The organism is Paenibacillus sp. FSL L8-0663, from assembly GCF_038008125.1.
Taxonomy (GTDB): domain Bacteria; phylum Bacillota; class Bacilli; order Paenibacillales; family Paenibacillaceae; genus Paenibacillus; species Paenibacillus polymyxa_D.
In genome coordinates, this window is the sequence record NZ_JBBOYM010000001.1 from 3623161 (window position 1) to 3642256 (window position 19096).

Sequence of the window (19096 nt, forward strand, 5' to 3'; positions counted from 1 at the left end):
TACCAAAATCCAAATAAAGTTCTCTAACTATTCCTGATAACCTCTTCTAGATCAATATCGGCATATGCCTCTTCTCCAAGATGTACGGATACAATGGTGTAGATCCGCTTGGACAGTCTAGACATCAGCCGATCACCCGGTGCTACAGAGTATTCTTCCCGATAATCTCCAATTTTGTGAAAACCGCTGGACATATGGATGTACAAGTTGCCCCTACGTGTTTTACCATGCACCAACATCAAATCTCCTCCTGCTGTGTAACCAACCTAATTTCCCTGTTACATGTATATCGGTCAGAACAAGATAGGATATAAGTCCCTGGTATCCTTCTTTCGTTTCACATGTAGTGCACGTACACGAAACGGGTCTGCCAGTGATGTGACAGACCCGTTTTTGCAAACCCATTTTCGTGATTTAGGAAGAAACTATTCTTGATAGGATTCTGCTATTGCATTCGCTGCAATGATTGCATTGTACACGTCAGCAGGACTAACCGGGAACGGCATGTTGACCATTGTATCATTCGATGCACAAGCAGCTTCAGCCACTTGGCGCCATTCAGCCTCAACAAATTCCTCTACACCCAAGTCACGAAGTGTCAATGGAAGGCCTACATCCTTAACCAGTTTAATCACGGTTTCCAGTTCTTCTTTCGGTGCATTTTCCAGCACTAGCTGGGTTAACAAACCGAATGTGACTTTCTCACCATGCTGTGCTTTATGAAGCGAAGGAACAGCCGTCATACCATTATGAATGGCGTGTGCTGCTGCCAATCCACCTGATTCTGCACCAACACCGCTCAGATAAATGGTAGCTTCAATCGTATCCTCCACCGCACGAGTATATACTTTACGATCCACCGCACGTTTGGCCTTCACAGCATTTTCCAGCAACGTATCATAACAAAGACGAGCAAGTCCCAGCCCTGTAGTGGAAGGCTTGTTCAGAACCAGGTTATCCCCGTTGGCCTGATAGCAAGCACGAGCTTCAAAATAAGTAGCCAGTGCATCACCGATTCCAGCTGCAAAGAAACGTGCAGGCGCTGCTGCCAGAATGCCTGTATCCGCCAGTACAACGTCTGGATTAGTAGGCAGGAACAGATATTCATCGAAAGAGCCATCTTTTTTGTATATAACCGCAAGCGCGGTACAAGGAGCATCTGTAGAAGCAATCGTTGGGAAAATAACAACAGGCAGCTTTTCATAATAAGCCGTTGCCTTAGCGGTATCCAATGTTTTTCCCCCGCCAATGCCTATGATAATGTTCGAACCATGTTTACGCACCAATTCGCGGTTACGATCAATCTCTTCTTTTGTACATTCATATTGGAATTTCTCGAAGACCACTTGGTTACCAGCTGCTTCAATTGAAGCGCCTGCCTCCTTTTGGGCCCTTTCAAGTATGAACTCATCGCAGATAACAAAGGCTTTATCGCCATAATCCTTAATATAGTCATTTAACGACGAGAGCAGATTTTGTCCAGAAATAAATTTCTTGGGTGAAGTGATGGATCTTACAACGTTTGCCATGTAAATTCCTCCTCAGCTTTGACTCATACTCAAATTAATAACCATTTGGGCATGTGACCCCTTAACTATAAACCTCTTTTCACATTATTAAAAGGCTTATTATGGAATATTTTATGAACAAATTGTGTATCTATTATACTTGAACAGTCGAGCTCCATTCAGAATACAGGATACCCATCATGATACGATCATAACTGTTGCCATCACGAAGAACAGCGGAACGAACTCTACCCTCAAGCTGGAACCCCGCCTTCTCATAAGTTCGGATCGCTTGTGTATTGTACTCAATCACATCCAAGCCGACCCGATTTAAATTGAGCTCATAAAACGCATACCGAAGAATGAGACCTACAGCTTCTGCCCCAAAGCCCTTGCCACGGTACTCCGTATTACCTATACCTATTGCCAGTTGTCCGCTGCGATTATTCCACTCAATCCCGTGGATAGCAACAAATCCGATCAGGACATCATCTGCCAATGTTCTTAATCGAAAATAGACCTCGTTAGATCTGGGAGATCCTTCTGACTCCATCTGTTTTAACGTGTAAGGAAGCGCTAAATCCGTATCTACATTTCGCAGATACTTCGCATCCTCACCCCATTTGAACATCACTTCGGCATCTTCTTCCCTGACTGCGGCCAGCTTTATTCGTTCTCCATAAAATAAATTTTCGATCTTAATGACCCTTCAGCTCCTATTATGAAATGTGTGCTATGTTTTCTGTCATAATTATCATGCTATCCGATGTCCGCAATATAAGCTCTCCCTTATGAATTCAATGTTTAAATTTTACAAAATAATCAAACATAACACAACCAAATCATTACAATTGTCATTGTGTGATACACAAAAAGACCTTGCAGCTGCAAGGTCTTCGCATAACTAATATTTAAACAACATAGCAACCAGCTGATACCCAGCTCCAATCGTCCAGAACAGCACATAATCACCGCGCCGGATACGACCCGATTCAATACCTTCATAAAGAGCAATGAACGGGCTACTGGTTCCTGTGTAACCATATCGATCACCCACATAAATCATTTGGGCATCCTCTAGCTCCAAGTGATCCTGAATCTTTAATACATTTGCTAACGAGAACTGAGACAGACAATAAGCCCGTACATCCTGAGGCGATAGCCCATTCTTTTTTAAAATGCGTTCAAGCAGATCAAATGTAGGAGGCAAGGCCATATTAGCATCGAACGGAAGCCACTGAATATATTTTCCGGGGGCATTCCTTTGGAGTGTTGCCGCTAATCCCTGAGCCGGGTACAAAATTTTATCTATATTGACTGGGTCCGTAAAATACATAGAATCTATAAATCCGGTGTCTTCTTCTGTACGCTCCAAAATAACCGCACATGCAGCATCTCCATAGTTCGCATAAGTAATCTCATCCTCCGGACCGGAAATGAGTGAATTATAATCCGAACCGATAATAAGCGCTGTCCGCACGTCAGGATTAGATAACATCGACCGACTGGCTTGATCGACAGCGACTGTCATCCCTGCACAATTCGCGTTGGAATCCATCACGGCCACATCATGTCTGGCTCCAATCGCATGGTGAACAAACAAGGCATTCATCGGAAACAGTGACTCAGGAACTTGAGTGGAGAACACGATCATATCCACGTCACAGCCTGTCATACCAGCCTGTTCCAAAGCTTTTTGCGCAGCCGCAATTCCCATGGTTAAACCGTTTTCGTTCGGGTCATCAATGATATAACGCTGTCTTCTGCCCATATGCTCCATGAAGCGTCGAATATCCTTGCCCCGCTCGTCAAAATGGCGAACATAGTATTCGTTATCCAACGAATGGGACGGATGGTACACACCCAGTGCTTTTATTTTGATATGGCTCATCAGGCTTCCCCCTTACACATACGTCAGCGCATTATTGTACAACAATATCTACGTTGTTTAATCCTGCTTCGCGTGCTACTCGACCAAGCTGCATTTTAATAATGGTTTGTTGAAGGCTGATACCAAAGATTACTTTGGCAAATCCAGTTTCTTTATAACGTACAAATGAGCCCTTCAATTTTTCCACTTCTCCCGGACCCAAAAGTGCCATCTGGGTACAATCTACCTTGAGTGTAAAGCTGGACGCCTGAATGGATGAGGTTTTGGCTACATAATCTTTTACAAAGCTATCATACTCCTCCTGGCTAAACACTCCATTCACCGCCATATATACCGTTTTCATGGCTTGATCTACTTCGATAGTGTAAGGATGTTGACTCATTTTAGAAAGACTCCTTTAATTTCATTTTTTTGTCTATTAAGAGTATCGGAATAATAGGTAGAATTTTTAATATTAAATCAGATGAATCACCACTAATATATTACAAATTTGCGAATATAAAAAACCGTCACTGCTCCTAAAGAAGCAACTGACGGCTAGAAATTTGCGTATTCTCATGTGAAATTAATTCGTAAACGTATGGCGACCGAGTGAGATGACAGCCGGGCGACTTTTACTCCATTTGGCTGTGGCAATGGCCGGGTTGTAATAAAACAAGGACCCATTGGTCGGATCAGCACCATTAAGTGCCTGTCTGGCTGCACGGTACGCAGTCTTGTTGGGTTTCAGGCGGTATTGTCCATCCTGTACAGCGGTGAATTGGCCAGGCTGCAAAATAACGTCCGGGATCGAGCTTGGAAACTCGCCGGACTGAACACGGTTTAATACGACAGCGCCGACAGCTACTTGACCTTTAAACGATTCTCCGCGCGCCTCAGAATAAATGATACGAGCCAGTTGATCCAGCGCGGTTACGCGCACCTTACCGAAGGATTTCAGCTTGGCTTGTGTAGCAGCTCCGGCTACTCCATCAGGTGTCAGACCGTTATCCCGTTGAAAACGAGTCACCGCTTTACTGGTCAGAGAACCATAGTACCCAGTAAACCCGGCTTTGAAATAACCGAGCGAATGAAGCTGCTGTTGAAGCTCCAGCACCCGTTCGCTTTGAACCCCTTTCTTCAAAGCTGACGATTGTGCTTGTGCTTGTCCTGGTGCGACTGACAATACAGTACCTAACATACATGCGCAGGACAGGATTAAAATAGATAATTTTTTCATATTCCAGACAACCTCCTCTTTCATGTTCTGTCCGGTGCAACCATTCCGGCCTGTACAACTCAGGGACGTTTATCCGATGATGTTTCTTATGACATAACTTATGCCTAGCTGCAGAAATGACGCGTGGCTACATACGGTATGGGACAATCATGCTTTCACACGTCCGTTGCAGTATACCACAAGCCGCATTTACGTATCATCCGGCTCTGGTCCTAAGACTACCCAAGCAAATAAAACGCCATCCCTAAAGGAATGACGTGTATTAAAAAGCAATGGAGCATGTTCTGGACACACTTGAATACGTGACTTTTTTCGCTATTTTTCGCTTTAACTTACCCGGGATCGAAGCCTGATTTCTATGAATTCAAATCACATTTCCGCGCACACATATATGGGCGTATGCATAGAGTAGCGTACGATCCTCAAATTTCGAATAACAGAAAGGCTGGAAACGACGCGTGAATTCATATATGGATTACACCTCTCCTACTGTACAATTCACCTATGATTTAAGAGATAATGTTTTGTTTCAGAAGGATGCTCAAAATTCGATCAACGAGCTGTCGATCCAGCAGCTGAATACATTGGCAAATGTATCGCTGCTGGATATTCGCCTCAGCACTGCTAATGTTGTGGAGCCTCACTATCATCAAAATGCCACAGAACTGGTCTACTGCATCTCTGGAGCCGTAACCGTGTCACTGATTAACCCCTTTACCCGCGAGTTACGACATTTTCCGATCACACCTGGCCAAGTGGCTAACGTCCCTCAAGGATGGTGGCATTATCTGGTCGCCACGATGGATAACACTCATTTGTTGACGATTTTTGATGCCCCGACCCCTGAATTTATACTGGGATCTGACATTTTGCGCCTAACGCCAAATAACATTATGGCTCATACTTACTGCCTGGATGAGAATAAGGTTCAGGAAGCGCTCGTCCCTATTAAAAAGCCTGTCATCATCGGTCCTCCCAATGACTGCAAGCAGCAGCCCCCCCGAAAACCTGGGATACATGTGAGGCTTGCTGATACTTCACCACACTATCAAGCCGTCCCCCAAAGAGATTACGCCTATACTAACGGATATCCTGGCTTCTCTTTTAATCCCTATCAAGAATAGGCTAACTCTAGTCAGGTCCTAAGTTCGAGGGAATACCTTTTCCCTGTATGTTCGCCGTTACCATAAGACCGTCCCTCTCATAAAATGCCAATGTATAAGAGGGGGTGATGGAATGGATGCTTACTACAACTGTTTGAACTGCATGAATAAAAAGGTGCGTATTCTCACCATGGACGGAAAACAGTACGAAGGAACCATTATGGATGTGGATCGTAATAATGTGTACTTAAAAACAGAACGGAACGGACGTGTACAAACGTCTGCCTTTTACCCTGGCTACGGGTATGGGAATCAAATCTTAACATTGAGCCTGTTCACCCTGCTGGCGATTGCGTTAATTTAATCCCTGACCCATTGTCCGTTCCTGTCTATAGATGCCAATGTACCTCAAATGACAGCTGTCCAGCCCGGCACCATTTGTGTAGGGCTTGTACGCTGTTATGTGAGGTGTTTTATCATTAATTCCATCCTCTAAAACACTTAACCCCCCATCAGTTATATACCGATGGGGGGTTAAGCTACTCATTTTAAATTAAACCCATAAAGACTTCGTAATGATAACGAGCAGAATGAACAGTACCAGAATAGCTCCTGTCGATGTCCAAACTCCTGGGTAGCCTCCTACTGAACCGCCGCCACAACCTCTTTCACATTCACTCATGGTCATTGCCTCCTTCAATTCAAGGTACAACATAGCTTATGTATTGAGCTTTCCTATGGACCGGGCTTTTTGGCAATGTTATGAATGTTTTCGCTGATGGGCATTAGCCTACACCTTTCCTAGGCAGGAGCATAGGATAACACAACTAATCTTGAAGGAGTGAAGCAATTGAATTCAAATCAAATGCTCAATTACAACGTTAATCAACCTTTTCCTCACCATCCTACCTCTCACCACGTCGTGGTGCACCCTGTAGATCCATACGTCGTAGAAACATTAAAATCGGTGATCGGCAAGTACGTTGTACTTGAGACCACTCGTGGCAGAATTGATGGATGCGTAGTTGATTGTAAGCCCGACCATGTCATTTTAGATGTATATGGGAAAAAATTCTTTGTTCGAATCAGCGAAATCGTATGGATCATGCCCAACTAAACAAAACAGACATTAAAAATCCTCGCAGATCCTATTCCGGATTCGCGAGGATTGATCATGATATGATTATGCTAATCGAGCTCTCCTCCAAGTGAAGCCCGGAGTTCATCTATCGTTCCGTTGTATTCATCCAAATCCACTTGGCCTCGAATACCCGGAACACTGCCTGTGCTACTGTACTGCCAAGCCCACCAGTTATTCCAAGCTGGAACCGCGGTCGGCTTTTGCGTAGTGCTGTATCGGGCTACCCACAGTTTATACATAGAAAATGTAGGATCAAACTTGGAAGCAAAGACATTACCCGTGTATACGATCGGCTGACGTCCGGTAAGCCTCTCCATTTCATCCAAAAAGGCATGAGCCACTTCATTAATTTGTGCAGGAGTAAGACCTTTGGGGTTATTTTCATAGTCCATCACAGGGGGCAGATCCAGCCTGCCTCCTGCTGAATCTAGAGCCCTAGCAAAGTTAGCAGCTTCCTGACGAGCTCCATCCGCGGTAGTTGCGTTCAAAAAGTGGTAAGCGCCAACCAAGATGTTAGCCTCTCTGGCACCCTGTACATTTATCAAAAATTGATTATCTTGATATTTTGTGCCCTCTGTAGCTTTAATAAAAGCAAATGTTTTACCTGCCGCTGCCACTTGCTGCCAATCAATATTGCCATTATAGTGTGAGACGTCAATCCCTTGCGCGTGTCCATCGGAAGAAATCACAGGTGCAACAGGTATGGTAGGTAAAACGTTCTCGGTAGTTGATGGCTCCTCCGTTTCCTGATCCAATGCTATAACAACCTTACCATCATCTGCATTGAGTATATGAAAAGGTGTGCTGTTATTAAGATCAACCACAATACGTACCGATGCGGGAGTTGTACTAAACATGGAATATCTTACTTGGGAAACATCTGGATCTTCTGTGACTGGAAAACTTCCTTGTCCACTATTGTCAAATGATTGCGATGCTAGAAATTCCTCAGCAAACTTTGTATCCGGTATGTCTACAACAATACGGTCTGCATGAGTCAACGTAGTTACTTTGGGGGTTACTTTTCCATTAACAGCTATAGTCAATTGGTGATTAGCGAAGCTAATTTGGTTTATAGCCGTGCGCGCACTCTCTTTAGGATTACTTACAGCTGGAGTAGCAGAATGATCATGAGTGGACTCGCTATTCCCGCTTGAAGCAGGTGGAGTCGTCAGGAACACGGTTTTAAGCTCGTTGTTCCAGACCACATCAACCCCTGTCTGTTCGGATACAAAGCGAAGCGGAACATAAGTCGTCCCCTCTCTAAGCAAAGGCGCTACAGCCAATCCCATTTGATGATCATTAACAGAGGCCATGGGATTGTTGACCTGAAGACTGAGGTTAAGATTTTGCTTATGTATAGTTATGGTCCCTGTCTTGGACTCCCAATTCACGCTATAACCCAATTCCTCTACAATGAGACGGAGTGGAACCAGTATATTCCCCTTTACTTCTTGAATCTGAACACCTTTGCCAACACTTATATCTTTACCGTCTAACTGAAGATGTGAACTCGAAGAGGCAGCGTGACTCTCTCTTGGAAATGCTAGTAGAAACAGAAACAAAAAAGCAAATAAACAAATTTTCTTCATTATGTACCCTACCATTCTCTATATTTTCGCTTATGAAATTCTTGCACTCTATGATTCTCAGGACCTCCATTTTGATAGACGCGAATCATATGTAAAAAGTTACGATTGATTCAGTACATATTTCAGTTTTATCATACAAAAGTACTAAAAAACTCTACCAGCTATATAGCAAGCAGAGCTTTTTCCAGTTTTATTAATCTGGTTTACTAGCAATCTTATCACAAACGAATACTTCATGTTCATACTGTTAAAAATGTTAAACCTATAAGAATAATCGAGGTAACAGACAGTACCAGTAAGGGAAGCATTGCTTTCTCTCGCAAAGCCTTAAAGCTCACATTCAGCCCCATACCTACCATAGCCATCGTTAACATAAAGGTGGTAACTTGAGAAATTCCGTTTGTCAGACTAGATGGAACTACAATATATTTTCCAAAAACATAGCTGCCCACAACACTTGTAGCCATAAAGCCGATGAGGAACCAGGGAAACTCCACTTTAGCATCTGTACGAATTTTTCCGGTTCGTTTCATCCAAACCATTAAAACAAAGCTGAGCGGTATGAGCAAGAAAACACGCCCCAGTTTGGCTAATAAGCCCATTGCAAGAGCATCCTGTCCGGCAGGCGCTGCAGCTAAGGCCACATGTGCAATTTCATGTAAACTGACGCCCGACCAGATCCCATATTGCATATCCGTCAAAGGAAGCCAGGGTCGAAGCACGGTAAACAAAATGGCAAATATCGTACCAACCAAGGCAATGAGTCCTACTCCTATGGCTGTATCCTCATCTTTGGATTTTAACAAGGGAGAAACCGCTGCAATCGCTGCTGCACCGCAAACTCCTGTTCCAATACCAAGAAGAAGCGAAAGCGAAGCATCTGCCTTGAAACGTTTTGCCAGCCAAACCGTAAAAAAGATGGAAAATACAACGGTGCCCACATCACGCAAAAGTAAACCCAGTCCATGATGAATGACAACATCCATATTCAGCTTCAGCCCAAATAACACAATCGCTCCGCGTAGTATTTTCTTTGCTGAAAACTCAACCCCTGAGCGCACAGCTTCAGGGTATCCCCACAACTGTCGGTACAGAATAGCGAGAAACATGGCACAAGCCAATGGACCTACATAATGAAAGCCTGGCAATTCGTTCAGACCGTAGCCTGCCAAAGCAAATAACATCGTTAGGATAATGCCAAATATACGCTGGAATAATCGCCCTCTGTTCGAAAATAATTTGGTATGTTGTGTATGACTATTCATGGTGAACCCCTCCAATTCTACATACATCCAGCTTAATATGTTTTTTGTCATAAGAAAAATAAATCATTATAATTATGATAATAAGTAAATAGATATAATAAATTTGGAGGAATGGGCTTTGGACCAATCTTTAATCGTATTTGTTAGGGTCGCAGAGAAACAAAACTTCACACGAGCTGCCGAGGTATTACACATGACCCAACCTGCGGTAAGTCAGTATATTCAAATGCTGGAACGTAGCGTAGGAACCCGTCTCCTGGAGCGTAGTAATAAATATGTGCGCTTAACCAAAGCAGGTGAAATTGTGTATCATCATGCCCAGGAGATTATCCGACTCCATACACGTATGCAGTACTTGGTGGATGAGCTAATGCATACGGCAAAGGGTAACCTGTCTATTGGTGCAAGCTACACGTATGGCGAATATGTGCTGCCGCATGTGATTGCGCAAATGAGAATCCAGTATCCACTCATTCAGCCCTCCATTACCATCGGCAATACATTGGAAATTGAAAAGCTCGTGATCCATAATCAACTGGATGTGGGGATTATCGAAGGAGAATTTCAGCATGACCATCTACACATTGAATCATTTGCTGATGATCGAATGTATATCGTCGTTCCGCAAAATCATCGTTTGGCTGGTAAATCTCAAGTGGATATAAATGAGCTGCATGAGGACATCTGGATTCTGCGGGAAGAAGGCTCTGGAACCCGGGAGGCGGCTGAAAAGATGTTTGCACAGCTTCGATTTTATCCTTCTCATATGATGAATTTTGGCAGTACACAGATCATCAAAGAGTCTGTAGAAGCAGGCTTGGGGATTTCTTTGCTGTCCCAATGGGTCATTCAGAAGGAACTTGCTTTGGGAACATTAGAAGTATTGGATATTCTCAATCTCCCGTTCATTCGGAAATTTTCTTTTCTGACCCCTTCTGCGGTATTTGAGACGAAAGCATGCACCGCTTTTTTGGAGATTTTGCGAAGTTATAATGTGAAAAGATAACGTGCATAAACAAAAAAGCACCCATAAAGGTGCTTTCAACATTAATCATTATAATATTTTTTATGAGGAAAGATGATCCATACCATGATATAGGAAATGAGAAAAATCAGCGTAGCTTCCTTGGAATTGTTGCATATCATGAGCAGCAATACCTACAAAATTCCCTGTAAAACCACCAGATAAAAAGCTGATATCCTGCATTTCAAAAAGTCGCTTCCAAGCAGGTTTATCTCCGACTCCATAATAAAATTGCCCGTGGGATGCATGGACTTCCACTGCTAAATGTATAGGAAGATCGTCCTGAAGCGTAATCGCTTGGGGAACTAAAGTAAATGTATTGGCTTCACATCGCATCAAGCGCAGTACCTTCCCTTGTCCTTCCTCATAGCTAATATAGGCGTACAAATAATCTTCTTCATTAAGGTACAGTAGTAGCCCCGCCATCTGCAAATAGCTTGTTGGCTGGTACTCCAGTGCTGTTTCTACCCGGAAATGATGATCCGTTTGCCGAATGGCAAGCACGTGATGCTGGAACAGACTTTGTATGGATTCCCCAGCATGGATTCGAAGATAGCCCGGGCGCTGACTTAATGAACACCAGCTCTCGTTCGCTAGGATACGCAATGTGTTCCACGTTTTATCTAATAGGGCTCCCTCGAAAAAATCCTCGAAAATATTACTCTTTTGCTCTTGCTTAACCGAAATTGTCCCTTGAGGTGCAGGCACCTCCAATTGAGGCGTATGGCCCCCCGCGGTTAATCGCAGCCAGCCTTCATCATTCCAGTACACTTGCTGCAAGGCTGTTTCCCGTCCCAAAATGGCATATTTCCCCTCTACCGGGCGTGTGCATAAATGAGCCATGTACCATTCGCCGTCCGGTGTTTGTACAAGACTGCCATGTCCTGCACATTGTAACGGGGAATCCAGTCGATCACGTGATGTAAGCATCGGGTTGTGCGGGTCTACTTCATATGGTCCGGTTATTTGCTTCGAGCGTGCTACGGTAACGGCATGCCCCGTACCCGTTCCGCCTTCCGCTGTAACAAGATAATAATATCCGTTTTGCTTGTAGATATGAGGCGCTTCTGTTTTCTTCAAAGGAGTACAATCAAAGATTTTAACAGGCTCCCCAATGAGCTGTTGTTGCTTGCTATCATACTCCTGCATGACGATACCGGAAGATTTATTGCTTTCCAACATGCGATAATCCCACAATGCGTTCAACAGCCATTTGCGTCCGTCATCATCATGAAATAAAGACGGATCAAATCCGCTACTATTCAGATAAACGGGTTCCGACCACGGTCCTTGGATCGTAGGCGCCGTCATCACAAAATTATGAACATCCTTGAACGGACGTTTGGTGCTTTTCACATCCGTATAGAGCAGATAAAAAAGGTTATCCGCATAACTAAGCTGTGGTGCCCAAATACTGCAATTTTTAGGATTACCTCTTAAGTCAACCTGATCGGTCAAAATATCTGTGCAGTGCTCCCAATGGGCCAAATCTTTGGACTGGTACACCCGTACTCCAGGCAGCCACTCAAACGATGACACCACAATATAGTAAGTATCCAGGGCTCGTGTAATACACGGATCGGGATTAAAGCCTTTTAATATGGGATTTTGGATCATCATGAGACCTCACTTCTCCTTACTTCCAAAATGTGACTTCAGCAAAAACCTGTTCCTTGCTCCATGCTTCTGTTCCCGCCTCAAAACAATCCGCCCACGGAACACGCTGCTTACGTAACGTAGCAACTTCATCGGGTCCGTTATATTCCTGATAACAGACGGTTTTCTCGTTCGCAACATTGTTCCAATTGTCCCAGCCACGTGGGTCAATATGATCGCCCATTTTACAATCGACAAATACGGTTTTGGCATATTCCCGCCACGGACGGCCCAAAAAAACCGGGGTAATATCAGGCTCTGCAGTTAGGTAGCATTGGTTGAATACATAGCCATACGCTTGTCCTTGCGGCGTAGAGGCGGCTGTGACGTAGCTCGTTTGGTTCTCATGATGGCGTAAACTGCGAATTTCGCAATCTTCAAAATAAGCGGTAGCCCCACCAAAAATAAAGTCCACCGTACCCTCTATATAACAATGCTGATAGAGCTGCCGATAGTGTCTATGGTGCTCCTTCAAATGGATTCCACCAAACTGGAGTCGTTCTTTCGGTGCAGGAGGTAGAGGGCCTGTAAATAAAGTATCCTGGTGCCCTTTAAAGGTACAGTTTCTAAAGACCGTTTCATCGCAATGAGCGTATACCGCAACGGCCTGCCCAATGGCTTCTCCCTGTCCTGCCGTGTTGGAAATCGTGAGATTTTCCAAGATCAGATGGCTACCGCCTAAAAATAAAGTGGGTGTCGCAAAGGTCCCTATTTCCTCACCCGCTTCATTCCGCTCCTTGGCATACCGATTCATTCGAATCTCTACCTGCCCGATGCCTATAATATGAAGATACGAACGGTAAATTCGCACCTCTTCCTCATAAATACCTGATAAAATAGTTAACGTTTCCATTTCATTGGAAGCCGACTGCTCCAATACAGCAATTGCCTCCTGAATCGTATGGAAATCACAAAAGGATTCTTTTCCAACTAGCATGATTACCCCGATCCTTTCATTTGATTTACAGGTGCTTGGCTAAAAATGTCTGCCACGCCGTGCGCATTTGCAGCGTCTCCATATGTCCACCGCCTGCAATCACAGGCTGCCAATGCTCTGGGTGACCTGCCTGCTGGTAAGCTTCCAGCAACCCTTTTGCCAAATGCTCGACTCCTTCAATAGGACACATCCGGTCATTTTGACCTGTTATACTCATCCGTGGACGAGGTACGATCCGCTTTTGAATATCAAGGGTGGTAAAATGCTTCAGCAAGCCGGGGACATAGGAATAAAAGCCATGATGGTCCAATCCCCGTTTAGCGATTAGCGTATGGGCATCTACCTGTCCACAAATATCAACCGTAACCTGTATCCGTTCATCTAACGCAGCCATCCACCATGCCATGAGTCCGCCCATCGACATACCGATTGTTGCGATACGGGAAGCATCAATGTCTTCACGCTGGCACATATAATCCACCAAGCGACGGTTATCATACAGCATCATGCCCCACAGCACTTGGCCCTGCCAGAGCATTTCCTTTACCAGCTCGCTTTCGGTTTTGCCCCCACGTTCATTGAAGCCCCACATGTCAATGCAGCATACGCAGTACCCCATGTCTGTCAGGGTTGTAGCAAACGAGGGCTGCTGCAAGTAAGAGCTGCTATGGAGCAGTTCCTTACGTCCATTCGTATAGTTGCCCCCATGCGAATGGTTAAAAACGACCATTGGAAACGGACCGTTCCCTTGCAAGGGTGTAGCTACATAAGCGGGTACAGATTCGATCCCGTTCAAGTCCAGCAGGAGACACTCCAGTCGGTACCCCTCACGCTCTTCTTCATTCAACAGAGTTGCCGTTATAGGGCGATCTGCCGGAAGGTCTCCCAACAATGCTTGTAATTTATCCACGTTGTACCTCCTTTCATGTCCTCCTAATTCATCCTATTTTGTTCAGAAGGTTGTATCGTTACTTGTTCTATCAGCTTTTCGGGCTCAGCTGTATTCTTCGAATGGCAACGATTGATTTCAACGTCTTCCCCATTCTCAATATAAAAGGCAGGACCTTGATGATTTTCAATCGCCACCTGTTGAAAACGAATATCCCTCACGTTACCTAGATAAAAACCACGGTTATTCATATCTTCGATCCCTGTCATCATGGCCGGACGACCGGGAATTGCATTTTTAGCCATAGAAATATCAATATTGGAGAATGTAATTTCAGCAATATATTGTTCTGCTAGTCCGTATAAGAATCCAGCAGCCGCATGAACCTGTCGTGCCGTAATATCGGAAAAATGAATTCGTCTAAAGCACGGGGTTTCATCGGTAATCGGATAGGGATTTTTGTCCCACACATATTTGTCTTTGCCCCGAGGGCCGCAGAAATAATACAGGTTCAGAATAAATGGACAAATGACCTCCTCCATCACAATGTTGCTGACGCGGATATCCTCGATGATTCCGCCACGTCCCCGTCTGGATTTCAGACGTATACCCCGATCTGTTTGCTTGAACACACAATTGCTGATCGTAACATTACGAATATCACCACTCATTTCGCTCCCCAGTACAACTGCGCCATGTCCATGCACCATCGTACAGTTGGTAATCGTAATATTTTCACATGGAATTCGCTCTTGTGTATCTTCGGTCCCTGCTTTGATCGCAATACAATCATCGCCCACATCTATATTGCAGTTGCTAATACGAACATTGGAACAGGATTCAGGATTAATGCCATCCGTATTGGGGGAGTCCGCCGGGTTAAGAATGGACAAATTATCAATCGTAACGTTATAGCAAGCGATGGGGTTCACAGTCCAACTGGGGGAATTTTTTAACATAACATCTTTAATGGTAACCCGCTGACAACGGTCAAAGCTGATTAATTTGGGTCTCGGATACTGTAACTCCTCTGGATGATTTCGGTGCTTTTCCCACCACGGCTGACCATTTCCATCCAGCGTTCCGCTACCTGTAACTGAAATATTCTCAAGATTCTGTCCATAAATGCATGACGCATGCACTTCCCGCTGAACGCCTTCCCATCTGGATTCCACTACAGGGTAATCAGCCAGATCCGTACTGAAGGACAGAATTGCGCCAGGACTTACATGTAGTTCAATGTTATTTTTCAGAAAGATAGCACCTGTCAGATACGTCCCAGACGGAACAACAACGGTTCCTCCTCCAGCATTGCTGGCCGCTTCAATGGCAGCCGCAATCGCTCCCGTAGCCAACGTCGTGCCATCCTGAACTGCTCCATATTCTACAATGTTATACAATTGCATTTCGTTCTCTCCTGTCTTTTTTTTGTGAATACGAAAATGATTTATAGACTGGGCTTGAAAATACACTGGAAAACGGAATAGGCGGAATGGTGCTGGACAAGTGTCAGCGATGGTAAGCACCTTCCGCCTGCGTAGTGGCAATTCATGTACACTCATGCTCAACCTATATCTTTATTTTTTCGTTTTCTTATACGCTTCCTCATACTCAGCAGTAATCCGTGATCCACCGGAGTTTTTCCAGTTTTCTACGGCTGCTTTAAATCCGGCTTCGTCAAGCTCACCCATAATAAATTTGAAGGAGGCGTCGGTAATGATTTTCTCCAGCTCTGTTCCTTGCTCATTAGCGGTGACTGAATCCAGTGGCACGGTCGGGTCCAGAACAGCAAATTCATTATTTTCTCGGACTAATTCATTAGCCAGTTCCTTTTCTGGATTGGCATCTTTTAAGTTATAAGTCACTTCACTTGGTCTGGAGCTTGAAAATGGCTGAACATCTGCTTGCCACAAATCTGTATTCGTAATTTTGAAGGCTCCATCTTTTTCGATTTTATAATGAGTGCCTTCAATACCACCGGTCATATACATATATACATCTTTGTCAATTAAATCATCTACAAATTGCAGCAGTCTCTTCAACTCAGCTTCAGTCTTAACTTCTGATTTCGGAAATGCCAGCAAACCTCCTACCCCGCTTCCCTCAGACCATACGTGGTATTTGCCATCTCCATTTGAAATCTTGTTAACTGGTACCAGCTTCAGCCCCTTTTGCAGGCCTTGGGACAAGGTTCTGAGGTTAGAGATATCGATCATGCCTGTATAAATACCTGCTTTACCTTGTGCAAATTGTTGCTGCTGGTCCGTTTTAGCGGTTACAGCAAAGTCTTTAGAGAGATATCCGTTTTTGTATAACTTATTCGAATACTTTAAGGTCTCCAAATATTGGGGAGTATCAAATTCCGGCGTAAACTTTCCGCTTTCATCTACTTTCCAGCCATTAGGTGTGCCAAAGTAGGAACTTAAAGTTTTGAAGCTGCTGTAGCGTAGATCCGATCTGTCTACAAATCCAGTCGTATCCTTTTTTCCATTCCCATCCGGATCATCTTCTGTAAACGCTCTCGCAACTTCATACAACTCATCCAATGTCGTCGGCACCTTCAATCCTAAGCGATCCAGCCAATCCTGACGAATGACCAGACCCGCCCGCGCCAGATTCTTCTGGAACGGAACGCCATACAGTACCCCTTCAATGGATGCGGCTTCTCGCACTTCAGGCGGGATCTTCTTCAAATTTTCATAATCATCCAAATACTTCCCTACATCCCAGAATAGTCCTGATTTCAATGAACTACGCACTGAAGAGTTAGTCATCATCGTCAGCGTCACCATATCAGCCAGTTCACCAGAAGCCAGTGCGGTGGTAATTCTCTCTTCTTTGGAAGCATCCGGCACCCAGTTGAACGTGATTTTAGAATTGGTGTATTCTTCAATTTTGCTTTTGATCGTTTCTGTAGGCGGAGAAGCTGTATGCAATACGTTTAACCAGGTAAATTCCAGTTTGGATTTCGGATCATAGGTTTGGCCGCTTTGATCCTCTCCCCCCTTATCACCACAAGCTGCTAAAAAAATACTCATGACCATTAGTACAGCAAGAAGGCCTGATACTCCCCTTTTCGTCGTGATTCCCTTTTTCATCGTGTTTGCTCCTTTTCTGTTTGTATATTCATGCCATATCTTCCTCTTTCACCAGAACCTCTCGCTCTATTTTGCTGAATACCTGATGCGTCATCCACATCACGAGATAGCCCATAATACTTGCTCCGGCAAAAGTTAGAATTCCTGGGTACAAGCCTAGAATCAATACAAATAGCACGACAATGGCTACAAAAAGAACAAGCGTGTATTGTAAATACGAAAATCCAATCACGATCGACATCTTGACCTTCAGTCTGATGCCTCTCCAATCATAGTGAGCCAGCAGCGGGAAAATATAGGCCAAAGAGATAAGATACAAAAAGGCTCCAATAAGCGTCACCACACGAACATACCAGGACGAGACGTTGACGATATCCACGTAGAGCACGTAACCCACAAGGCTGTAAAGCCCGCCAATGATTGCTGCTTCTTTAAAGCTTTCTCTAAAGTAACGTACAAACGTCGCGAAAATAGCGACTTCCTCATTGCCCCGAATCCACTGTCTTAAAATACTAAGCATAGCAACGGTTGCAGGTCCAACGCCTATAAAACCCAAGCCCAGAATCGTCGCAACCGTCCAAAGCAAATTAAGGTAGACCAGGCGTAGCAGGCGCATGCACCATTTGTTCATGTTTTCTACAAACCGCACCATTTTGCATCCTTCCCGTCGTCATTAGTAAACGCCGTCTTCACCAAATTTCTTGGCCAGTCGATTGGAGCCCATAATCAGGATTAAACCTACCACACCTTTAAAAAGCCCTACCGTTGTACTAAAACTTAATTGTCCATTCTTTAAGCCCGCAGTATAAATGTAAGTGTCAAAGATTTCGGCAACTTCGCGGTTTAAGGAGTTCAATAGCAGATACATATGCTCAAAGCCCAAATCCAACGTGCTACCGATCTTCAAAATTAACAATGTAATAATGACTGGGCGGATCGCAGGCAAGGTAACGTGCCATGTCTTTCTCAGGCGTCCAGCTCCGTCCATCTCTGCTGCCTCATACAATTGCGTATCTACCACTGTAATCGCAGATAGATAAATGATGGTAGACCAGCCGAGTTCCTTCCAAATCACTTGCCCGATGTAGACTGTTCGCAGCCATTGCGGAGAAGTTAAGAAACTGATCTTCTCACCACCTAGCGCGGCAATCATTTCATTCAGCACCCCACCGTCTACGGTTAGGAATACATAAGAAATCGAAACAATGATAACCCATGACATAAAGTGCGGGATGTAGATAATGGTTTGGATAATGTTCTTAAAGAACATCTTCCTGACTTCGTTCAGCATAAGCGCCAAAATGATGGGCAATGGAAAAAAGATTACAATGTTCAATGCAAACAAAACCAGCGTATTGCGAAGCAGCATAAAAAACGTAGGCTCGGTAAACAAACGAATAAAATGCTTCATGCCTACCCATGGACTGCCTGTGATTCCCTGAAAAGCTTGATAATCCTGAAATGCAATCACCAATCCTCCCATAGGAAAGTACTTAAAAATAATGAAGTATACCAGTCCGGGTAAAACCATTAGATAGAGCAGCTTGTGTTTCTGCATTCGTAAAAGGCTTTCCGTCGTTCTTTTGTTCTTTTTCATTTTCATGTTTGGTGCGGGGACACTTGAAACTTTCATTAGTTCGACCTCCTTCAAACGTTCCTGTATACGTTTTCAAGAGTATGCGATTTTCAGCATTCCGCATATAATCACCAAATGATAGCGTTTACAAAATTGGGTGTGCAGCCTACTTTTCAACCTTTCACCTTAGCTAATGA

The 19096-nt window shown here is 44.2% G+C and carries 20 protein-coding genes; 4 read left to right on the plus strand and 16 right to left on the minus strand.

From position 1 onward, the window contains the following. Nucleotides 1-23: 23 nt before the first annotated feature. From MKY75_RS15785 to MKY75_RS15810, 6 genes are all read right to left on the minus strand, one after another. Nucleotides 24-239, minus strand: coding sequence for a hypothetical protein (locus tag MKY75_RS15785; RefSeq protein ID WP_013311038.1), 216 nt, complete (start codon nt 237-239; stop codon nt 24-26). Nucleotides 240-425: 186 nt separating this feature from the next. Then, nucleotides 426-1529, minus strand: coding sequence for a glycerol dehydrogenase (locus MKY75_RS15790; RefSeq protein ID WP_029517711.1), 1104 nt, complete (start codon nt 1527-1529; stop codon nt 426-428). 133 nt (nt 1530-1662) lie between these two features. Beyond that, nucleotides 1663-2211, minus strand: coding sequence for a GNAT family N-acetyltransferase (locus MKY75_RS15795; RefSeq protein ID WP_029517712.1), 549 nt, complete (start codon nt 2209-2211; stop codon nt 1663-1665). A 201-nt stretch (nt 2212-2412) separates the two neighbouring features. Then, nucleotides 2413-3399 (minus strand): ketoacyl-ACP synthase III, encoded by a 987-nt coding sequence (locus MKY75_RS15800; protein WP_165149141.1) that lies wholly within the window; start codon nt 3397-3399, stop codon nt 2413-2415. Nucleotides 3400-3430: 31 nt separating this feature from the next. Further along, on the minus strand, nt 3431-3781 hold the full coding sequence (locus MKY75_RS15805; RefSeq protein ID WP_318627878.1) for a hypothetical protein: 351 nt from the start codon (nt 3779-3781) through the stop codon (nt 3431-3433). Between the two features lie 183 nt (nt 3782-3964). Then, nucleotides 3965-4618 carry a cell wall hydrolase gene (locus MKY75_RS15810; protein WP_340885887.1) on the minus strand — a complete coding sequence of 218 codons (654 nt, stop codon included), beginning with the start codon at nt 4616-4618 and terminating at the stop codon, nt 3965-3967. A gap of 458 nt (nt 4619-5076) precedes the next feature. On the opposite strand from MKY75_RS15810, the gene MKY75_RS15815 reads away from it, so the two are divergent. Together MKY75_RS15815 and MKY75_RS15820 are read left to right on the plus strand one after the other, a co-directional pair. Continuing rightward, nucleotides 5077-5742 (plus strand): cupin domain-containing protein, encoded by a 666-nt coding sequence (locus MKY75_RS15815; RefSeq protein WP_165149139.1) that lies wholly within the window; start codon nt 5077-5079, stop codon nt 5740-5742. A 112-nt stretch (nt 5743-5854) separates the two neighbouring features. Continuing rightward, on the plus strand, nt 5855-6085 hold the full coding sequence (locus tag MKY75_RS15820; RefSeq protein WP_029517718.1) for a hypothetical protein: 231 nt from the start codon (nt 5855-5857) through the stop codon (nt 6083-6085). A 189-nt stretch (nt 6086-6274) separates the two neighbouring features. On the opposite strand, the gene MKY75_RS15825 is transcribed toward MKY75_RS15820, so the two are convergent. Continuing rightward, a complete protein-coding gene (locus tag MKY75_RS15825) occupies nt 6275-6403 on the minus strand; it encodes a hypothetical protein (protein WP_013371969.1) in 129 nt (42 codons plus the stop codon). Nucleotides 6404-6571: 168 nt separating this feature from the next. On the opposite strand from MKY75_RS15825, the gene MKY75_RS15830 reads away from it, so the two are divergent. Further along, a complete protein-coding gene (locus MKY75_RS15830) occupies nt 6572-6838 on the plus strand; it encodes a DUF2642 domain-containing protein (RefSeq protein WP_025719729.1) in 267 nt (88 codons plus the stop codon). A gap of 71 nt (nt 6839-6909) precedes the next feature. Here the strand turns inward: MKY75_RS15830 and MKY75_RS15835 are convergent, their stop codons facing one another. Further along, nucleotides 6910-8454 carry a GH25 family lysozyme gene (locus MKY75_RS15835; RefSeq protein WP_029517719.1) on the minus strand — a complete coding sequence of 515 codons (1545 nt, stop codon included), beginning with the start codon at nt 8452-8454 and terminating at the stop codon, nt 6910-6912. Between the two features lie 239 nt (nt 8455-8693). Next, entirely contained in the window at nt 8694-9719 is a 1026-nt protein-coding gene (locus MKY75_RS15840; RefSeq protein WP_069010298.1) for a YeiH family protein, read from the minus strand. Between the two features lie 118 nt (nt 9720-9837). Between MKY75_RS15840 and MKY75_RS15845 the strand changes: the two genes are divergently transcribed. After that, nucleotides 9838-10725, plus strand: a complete 888-nt coding sequence (locus MKY75_RS15845) for a LysR family transcriptional regulator (RefSeq protein ID WP_039272221.1) — start codon at nt 9838-9840, stop codon at nt 10723-10725. A 60-nt stretch (nt 10726-10785) separates the two neighbouring features. Here the strand turns inward: MKY75_RS15845 and MKY75_RS15850 are convergent, their stop codons facing one another. From MKY75_RS15850 to MKY75_RS15880, 7 genes are all read right to left on the minus strand, one after another. Beyond that, nucleotides 10786-12363 carry a glycoside hydrolase family 43 protein gene (locus MKY75_RS15850; RefSeq protein WP_165149135.1) on the minus strand — a complete coding sequence of 526 codons (1578 nt, stop codon included), beginning with the start codon at nt 12361-12363 and terminating at the stop codon, nt 10786-10788. Nucleotides 12364-12379: 16 nt separating this feature from the next. Continuing rightward, entirely contained in the window at nt 12380-13336 is a 957-nt protein-coding gene (locus tag MKY75_RS15855) for a pectinesterase family protein (RefSeq protein WP_029517723.1), read from the minus strand. A 25-nt stretch (nt 13337-13361) separates the two neighbouring features. Next, nucleotides 13362-14246, minus strand: coding sequence for a dienelactone hydrolase family protein (locus MKY75_RS15860; RefSeq protein ID WP_029517724.1), 885 nt, complete (start codon nt 14244-14246; stop codon nt 13362-13364). Nucleotides 14247-14269: 23 nt separating this feature from the next. Further along, nucleotides 14270-15631 (minus strand): glycoside hydrolase family 28 protein, encoded by a 1362-nt coding sequence (locus MKY75_RS15865; protein ID WP_165149133.1) that lies wholly within the window; start codon nt 15629-15631, stop codon nt 14270-14272. Nucleotides 15632-15802: 171 nt separating this feature from the next. Beyond that, nucleotides 15803-17323, minus strand: a complete 1521-nt coding sequence (locus MKY75_RS15870; protein ID WP_340885889.1) for an extracellular solute-binding protein — start codon at nt 17321-17323, stop codon at nt 15803-15805. 28 nt (nt 17324-17351) lie between these two features. Continuing rightward, complete coding sequence (locus tag MKY75_RS15875) at nt 17352-17975, minus strand: YesL family protein (protein WP_340885891.1); 624 nt, start codon at nt 17973-17975, stop codon at nt 17352-17354. A gap of 21 nt (nt 17976-17996) precedes the next feature. Next, nucleotides 17997-18956, minus strand: a complete 960-nt coding sequence (locus tag MKY75_RS15880) for an ABC transporter permease (RefSeq protein ID WP_023989418.1) — start codon at nt 18954-18956, stop codon at nt 17997-17999. Between the last annotated feature and the right edge of the window lie 140 nt (nt 18957-19096).